The organism is Thermogemmatispora sp. (assembly GCF_042408735.1).
Taxonomy (GTDB): domain Bacteria; phylum Chloroflexota; class Ktedonobacteria; order Ktedonobacterales; family Ktedonobacteraceae; genus Thermogemmatispora.
In genome coordinates this window covers 1-6,926 of record NZ_JBHOQV010000026.1, presented here as the reverse complement: position 1 = coordinate 6,926, position 6,926 = coordinate 1, and the positions used below count along the sequence as shown (strand labels likewise).

Below are 6,926 nucleotides of genomic sequence, written 5' to 3'. Positions count from 1 at the left end.
TCTGGGCAAGTGCGCTGTCTCTGGTGCGCACGGTCTCTTTTCCTCCGGTGAGAACCCGATCTGCCACGGGATGGGAACCTCCCCCTGCCCCAAAGTGGTGCCTGTGAGGCGCCGCTTCGAAACTCGCCAGACAAGCACCCGGTAACAGGGCGCTCAGCGCCCTCCAAGGGCCACAAATCTGTCGCTCATGCATCTCTAATTACTTATAATCGAATCATGACCGCTCGAAACTCGCCCCTTCAACGCTGCAGCCAACGAGTTTCGGGGCGAGCCGTCAGAGAAGGGGAGATGAGGGGGGAAGGCGGGAAATCGCGAGGCGCTCAGCTGCCGAAAACGGGGCCTGAATCGTTAGAGCATATGAAAGATGTATCCCTGGGGAGGTTTCCAGGGGGTCGGTTGCAGGGGAGTCGATCCGCTTCAGGATACTGAAAGCTGCCAGTCTCGCTGTCATCGCCGCCGGTCGTGCGTTGCAGGGGAGTCGATCCGCTTCAGGATACTGAAAGGAGTCGTGCTCTTTCCGTTCAAGCATATCGGTCATAGTGGGTTGCAGGGGAGTCGATCCGCTTCAGGATACTGAAAGCCGGGACCGGCCGTGGTTGGCAAAAAGCTTGATGATGGTTGCAGGGGAGTCGATCCGCTTCAGGATACTGAAAGCCTGCGACGACGGGTTGGCGGACAGGTCGTGCTGGCGTTGCAGGGGAGTCGATCCGCTTCAGGATACTGAAAGCTGGGGTATGGGGCAATCCGCCGAGATGGCAAGCCAGTTGCAGGGGAGTCGATCCGCTTCAGGATACTGAAAGACGAAGACAAAAATCCACCCCCGAACCGGTGTTCGAGTTGCAGGGGAGTCGATCCGCTTCAGGATACTGAAAGAGTTCTGCAACTGCACGTGTGGCAGTTGCATGGAGTGGTTGCAGGGGAGTCGATCCGCTTCAGGATACTGAAAGAAATGATCTGCCAGTCCGACAGCTCCTTTTATCAGCGTTGCAGGGGAGTCGATCCGCTTCAGGATACTGAAAGGTATCTGCGGCAGATTGACTTGTTGGAGGGATCGCTTGGTTGCAGGGGAGTCGATCCGCTTCAGGATACTGAAAGGAGCAAGCTTTCTCCGGAGAGATAGTGCCCAGCCGGTGGCAGGAAAATTGACCCACCTCAGGATGCCGCAAGAAGAGACTATCAAGAAGACTAGTTCATGTGCTGGTAACTCATAACGCTGGTCTGTTACCTTCTAGCTGTACCGTCAAGGGCATATATTCCCATCAATTGTCAGAGACGAGGCGAAACAGCTATGAATGCTACCGAGATCAGCGCAGGATGGTAAGTGCCCCCAGTGTCTTTCCTATCAAGCGGGATCAGAGCAGCCCGACGATCGTCTGACGAGTTGCCGATTTCTGAATCCTGTTCCTCCTTGCAGCGACAACTGCGCTGGCGGTTGTAGTCTGATGCACCATCCACGGCAGTGGCGTCGTTGTAAGGCGGAAGTCAACAGGAACGGCACCGCCCTCATCGGCTTCAGCAAATAGTCAGCAAGGAGGCCAGCGCTTATACCATAGCCTGTCTTCCACCACGCTCATTCCAGGCCGTTGGTAGCACCACCCGCTCGTCAGACCCAGGAGAGACGCACATTATCTGGCGGGGATCATCATTCTCCTACACCCTACAGTCCCAGCCGCCACGCCGATCGTAACGGTGGCCATCTAGAGCTTGCTCCACAGCGGCACCGAGATGACCTCTGGCAGATACGCCGGTCATTTGTCACGCTTGGTTGCAGCAAGTAACGCTGTGGGAAAGAAGAAGCGATGCACAGTCAGCGTCCGACAACCTATGTTGCTCCTGTGGTCCTGGTGGAGAAGCGTGAGCAGCGGGCTTCGTCCCTGGCCTGGTACGTCGTACCGCTGCTGATTGTGCTGGGGCTGGCCGCCAACATCGTTCTAGCCGTAGCTATCTGGTGCGTGATTCACGGTCAGAGCGTGGTTGTCAGCTGGCACATTGACTGGAGCGGCATGGTGACCATCGGCTGCAAATAAGAAATAAACTACTTTATCTTATCTTAGATTGGAAGACGAAGTAACTGATATATCACAGTCTTCGTCTTCCAAATATAGATTCTAAGACAATATAGATATAGTTGCATTTTAATCTCCCTTGAGAGAGGAGAGAATATGGGTGAGTATATACTGGAAGTTAAGAGGCTCACCAAGCGCTTTGGAACCCTCACCGCGGTCGATCAGGTCTCCTTCGCCATCCCATCTGGGACCATTGTCGGCCTGTTAGGGCCTAACGGTGCCGGCAAGACGACATTGCTCTCCATGCTGGTGGGACTCTTCCCTCCCACGGCTGGCAGCATTATCCTGGACGGCGAAGAGACACAGCGCGTGACCCCAGAGATGAAGCACATCTTTGGCTTCGTCCCCGACTCGCAGGAGGTCATCGCCCATCTAACGGGCTGGGAGTATCTGCAGTTTATCAGGCGTATCTACAGGCTCTCCGCCGAGCAGTGGCGCCTGGCCACTGACTACCTGTCCCTTCTGCGTATGGAAACCAAAGCTCATGATTTACTCGAAACCTACTCCCACGGTCAGCGCAAGAAAGTCCAACTCATTGCAGCACTGCTGCACCAGCCAGGTCTGCTGTTGCTTGATGAGCCTTTCTCAGGTCTTGATCCAGAGATGATCGCGCTGGTGAAGCGTCTCCTGCGTAAGCTGCGTGAGCGTGGCGTAGGGATTCTGATCTCGACGCACGACCTGCTCATGGTCGGGGAGCTGTGCGAACATGTGGTCTTCCTCAATCAGGGCAGCGTCGTGGCAACTGGAGAGCCACAGGAGCTACTGACCTTCTATGGTGCGGCCAACCTTGAAGAGGCCTTTCTCAAGGCCCTCGGCCTTGAAGAACAGGAGGAGGCGCTAGAGCGTGTTCTGGCAGATTTCTAGGCTTGTGATCCTGAGCTGGCGCAACCGCCTGCGCCAGCTCTTCCGCCGCATGCCGGCTCTCTGGCTGGTCACATTTCTGGCAATGATCAGCTACTGTGGAGGAGCTTATCTCGGCTATAACTACTTCTACAAGAGCATTCAGCTCACCACCTCCAGCAGCAGCATCTTCCCGCAGCTACGCACCATTGTTGTGACAACCTTCTTCAACACCTTCGGCTTGACAGCCTTCATCCTCGTCTCCTTCGCGCTGCTCTTTACACCAGAGGAAACCACCCTCAAGCGTATCCTGGCCCCCCTCCCAATCTCCTCCATCGAGCAGCGCCTTGGCCTGTTACTGCCCGGTATCATCCTGCTCTTCCTGGCGCAGAACCTGCTCTGGCTGCCTGCACTGCTGGCCTTCATACAGGTGGGCCTGGCCACGCCTCTGCAGCTGCTACTGGTGGTCTTCTTGGGCCTGCTCGCCTATAACGCGATCACGTTGGCGTTCCATCAGGCAGTAATCTACGGGATCACGCGCCTCTTCGGGGCAGAGCGAGTTGACCTGCGCAGCACGGGGCTGGGGCTGAGCATGGCCCTGGGAATGATCCTCGTCACGCTGCCTCTGATTCTGGGAGCGCAGGCGCTGCTGGCACGTGAGCCTGGCTGGCTGTTCCTGACGCCTGCCTACTGGATGGTGCAGATTTTGCAAGCAGACGCCCTCAAGGCTACGGCGGGTCTGGGTCTGCTAAGCGCGATGGTGCTGCTGGGGGCGGCCATCTACGCCTTCTGCGTTGAGCGCTGCGAGCGCCTGGCGGCAGGCACCAGAGGCCAATGGGTTCCGCTGCGACGGCTCTCTTTTCCTCCTTCGCTCTTTATGAGCAGCTGCATCTATGAACTCAAGGGCATCTGTCGCGACCCACAGCTGGTCGTCGGCCTGGTGACGATGATTGCCGGCTGGCTTGCTGCCACAGTAGCGGTCTTTTGGACACGCGCCAGCAATCCCCTTCTGAGCTATGCGCTACTCGAACTGGCGCTCGACCTCACAACGGTTCTGCTCTGCGCCATCGCCCAGATGTCCTGGGGACGGGACAGCCGCGCCTATCGCGTGCTGGCCAGCACACCCTTAGAGGCTCACCGGCTGCTCGATGGGAAGTTGTTCACCAACCTGGTGGTCATCGTTGGCGGCTGGTTGCTGCTGATTGGCATCCTGACCTCGGTCGGCAACAACCCACTGCTGCTGCCACAGCGGTTGCCGCTGGTCTGTATCGGCTGCTTCCTGTTTTTCGCTCTGGGAATCGCCGTACCGTACTCGATCGAAGACCCGCTCTCGATGCTTACAGTGACGGGAGTGATGGTTGTCCTGGGACTGCCCTTCTATATGCTCTTCCAACTGGCCCAGGAGGCGCTAGTCCGGCTGCCTGGCGGTGCGGCGACACAGATCTTCGTGCAGACTGTGGCGGCGCTGCTGATAATGGGGATGCTCTACCCGGTGATCCACTGGCTTGCTGAGCTGAAGATGGAGAAAGATCGTGATTGAGATGATACCGGTGCTCCCTACCGGTGTGGTGGTGCACGGAGATTCTCTAGAGGACCAGGCGTTGCTGCAGCACTATCCCTTGAACAGCACGGCCCGTGAGTTCCTCATCCTGATCGACGGCCGTCGCAGCCTCGCCAGCATCGCCGAGCAACTTGCCGAGCGCTACAGGCAGCCGCGAGAGGTGCTCCTTAGAGATCTGAGTGGACTCTGCCAGGAGCTGTATCGTCACAGCCTACTTAACTGGCATGAGACCTGGCTCCAGCGCGGCACGCGCTGGCTGCTCGCCCTACGAACGCGGAGGCTGCCAACCCCGTACACCTGGCGCTCCGATCCTCCACGTTCCAAAAATACGCTGTTGCTCCTCGGCTGGCTCTGCCTGGAGGTCTGGCGAGCCTGGCTCCCGGTGCTGAGCGCCGGACTGCTCGTGGCGACGGTGACCGGAGCGCTGCTGGCAATCTTTCCGCAACTGACACTGGCCTATCTGGCACTGGCCCTCTCCCTGACACTGAGCATCAGTCTACATGAGGGCGGCCACCTGCTCGTCTTGCGCCACTACTGCGGTGCGGGCAGCGGCTTTTTTCTGCGTACTGGACCCCTACTGCGCCTGGTGCGTCCTCCTCTGGAGCGCCCCGCGGCGGAGATCGCAGTCAATGTGGCCGGCCCGCTGCTGCCCGGCTGCGTCGCTCTGCTCGCCCTGGTCTGGCACCTGTTCCATGCCTGGCCTCTGGACTGGATGGTGATCACCCTCTTCGGTGTACACCTTTTGCAGCTGGTGCTACCCAATCCGGATCTTAATGATATCCTTCGGGCATGGCACTCCGGTCGCCGCAGAAGAGAGATGCTTGATCCAATGGCGCAAGCTCTGCTTCCCTCTGTCGAACACGAAAGGAGACCACTACTAATGAGCAGGAACTCGCTGACCGAGACGGCCACACAGCAGAGATTCACCGGGACATTCATCCGCAGCACGGTCGCCGGCATCTTCATCGGGGCCGTGATGGCACTGCTGATCACCCTGCTTGGCTTCCTGGGAATCTTGCTCTACGGCCTGATCAATGCTCCACAGGATATACATCTGAAGATCCTCTCGCTGAAGATCTTTGACTTTACCAGCCAGGGCACATCTTTCTCTTTTCAGATGCACATACAGGGAGCAGTGATAGTGCTCGGACTGCTCACGCTGCTGGCTGCCTGCGTATTCTGGATGCTCCGCGGCGTGCATCGACTGCGGCCACGACCGTCTTGATTGATCGCTTACCGAGAGCCGGCGAGCGCAGCCATGAGTGAGGGGGGACCAGGCTTGCGGCTCGACGCTCATTCCCGCGGGCCGCACGGCCTGGATGCTGTGCGGCCTTGTCGCACCTGCACGCTGAGGATGAGGCGCTACGAGGGAGGGTAGCATGGGGCAGGGCCAGGCCACCTGTGGCAGGCGCCGCTCGGCAGCTCAGAGGAGTCTCGACGGAATAGTTGAATTCCTGCAGTGGGCCTGTGCAAGCACCAGGTATTGTATACCTGCATCTCCAAGTGGCCACGCCCGGAGACATCGAAGAGAATGACGCGCTCCTAGTCACTCTCGCTTGCCTGCAGCGCGTTCTTCACGGCGGCGTGCACAGTGTAGCCCAACTCCGGCGCCGGGATGATCCCCTCGTGGGATACAGACAGCACTGCCCAGGCGGAGACGGCGGTTTGGTGATAGGCCTGAGCCTCAAGGATTGCTGCATCGCGAAGCAGACAGACAGCCGGAGTCATGCCATGATAGCGATGTTCTCCGGGGTGAATGCCGGGCGGCCTCAAATCGTGGCCCTGGGTATGCGTCTTCACAAGCGGCATCCTGTTGCAATCTCGCCGACATTGTAGGCGCAGAGTCCCTCGCTAGACTGGGACAGGTCATCGGTTCCGCCACCAGGCAGTGAGTTGGCAAACTGCGCGTAGATGCTGCGCGAGTGAAGGAGAAGACCAACCCAGCCATGTTGCTGCCCCCACCGGCACAAGCCCAGCCAGGGTGCCAACACCTCGCTGATCATCTCTTCCTCTGCTCTCTGACTGTCGCCCGAATGGAACAGAACGACGGTGGCCATCACGGTTCGGTTCCATCGGGAGGGCAGCCCCCTCCGACGGAGACCCCCAGTCTGGGCAAGTGCGCTGTCTCTGGTGCGCACGGTCTCTTTTCCTCCGGTGAGAACCCGATCTGCCACGGGACGGGAACCTCCCCCTGCCCCAAAGTGGTGCCTGTGAGGCGCCGCTTCGAAACTCGCCAGACAAGCACCCAGCAACAGAGCGCTCAGCGCCCTCCAAGGGCCACAAACCTGTCCCTCATGCATCTTTAATTATTTAGAATCGAATCATGACCGCTCGAAACTCGCCCCTTCAACGCTGCAGCCAACGAGTTTCGAGGCGAGCCGTCAGAGAAGGGGAAATGAGGGGGGAGGCGGGAAATCGCGAGGCGCTCAGCTGCCCAAAACGGGCCTGAAGCGTTAGAG

The 6,926-nt window shown here is 58.7% G+C and carries 6 protein-coding genes and 1 CRISPR repeat array; of the genes, 4 read left to right on the top strand and 2 right to left on the bottom strand.

Translation table 11 applies throughout. The annotated features are described in order from the left end of the window. Positions 1-395: 395 nt before the first annotated feature. Positions 396-1,167: a CRISPR direct-repeat array (repeat unit 37 nt; unit sequence GTTGCAGGGGAGTCGATCCGCTTCAGGATACTGAAAG). A gap of 632 nt (positions 1,168-1,799) precedes the next feature. From ACFMO7_RS01920 to ACFMO7_RS01905, 4 genes are all read left to right on the top strand, one after another. Continuing rightward, positions 1,800-2,027, top strand: a complete 228-nt coding sequence (locus tag ACFMO7_RS01920; RefSeq protein WP_376793850.1) for a hypothetical protein — start codon at positions 1,800-1,802, stop codon at positions 2,025-2,027. 135 nt (positions 2,028-2,162) lie between these two features. Continuing rightward, complete coding sequence (locus ACFMO7_RS01915) at positions 2,163-2,930, top strand: ABC transporter ATP-binding protein (RefSeq protein ID WP_376793849.1); 768 nt, start codon at positions 2,163-2,165, stop codon at positions 2,928-2,930. After that, positions 2,911-4,446, top strand: a complete 1,536-nt coding sequence (locus ACFMO7_RS01910) for a hypothetical protein (RefSeq protein WP_376793848.1) — start codon at positions 2,911-2,913, stop codon at positions 4,444-4,446. Before ACFMO7_RS01915 ends, ACFMO7_RS01910 begins: the two co-directional genes overlap by 20 nt. Before the next feature lies 1 nt (position 4,447). Then, entirely contained in the window at positions 4,448-5,692 is a 1,245-nt protein-coding gene (locus tag ACFMO7_RS01905) for a PqqD family protein (RefSeq protein WP_376793851.1), read from the top strand. 317 nt (positions 5,693-6,009) lie between these two features. Here the strand turns inward: ACFMO7_RS01905 and ACFMO7_RS01900 are convergent, their stop codons facing one another. Together ACFMO7_RS01900 and ACFMO7_RS01895 are read right to left on the bottom strand one after the other, a co-directional pair. Beyond that, complete coding sequence (locus ACFMO7_RS01900; RefSeq protein ID WP_376793847.1) at positions 6,010-6,267, bottom strand: hypothetical protein; 258 nt, start codon at positions 6,265-6,267, stop codon at positions 6,010-6,012. Next, positions 6,264-6,524 carry a hypothetical protein gene (locus tag ACFMO7_RS01895; protein WP_376793846.1) on the bottom strand — a complete coding sequence of 87 codons (261 nt, stop codon included), beginning with the start codon at positions 6,522-6,524 and terminating at the stop codon, positions 6,264-6,266. Before ACFMO7_RS01895 ends, ACFMO7_RS01900 begins: the two co-directional genes overlap by 4 nt. Positions 6,525-6,926: the final 402 nt, after the last annotated feature.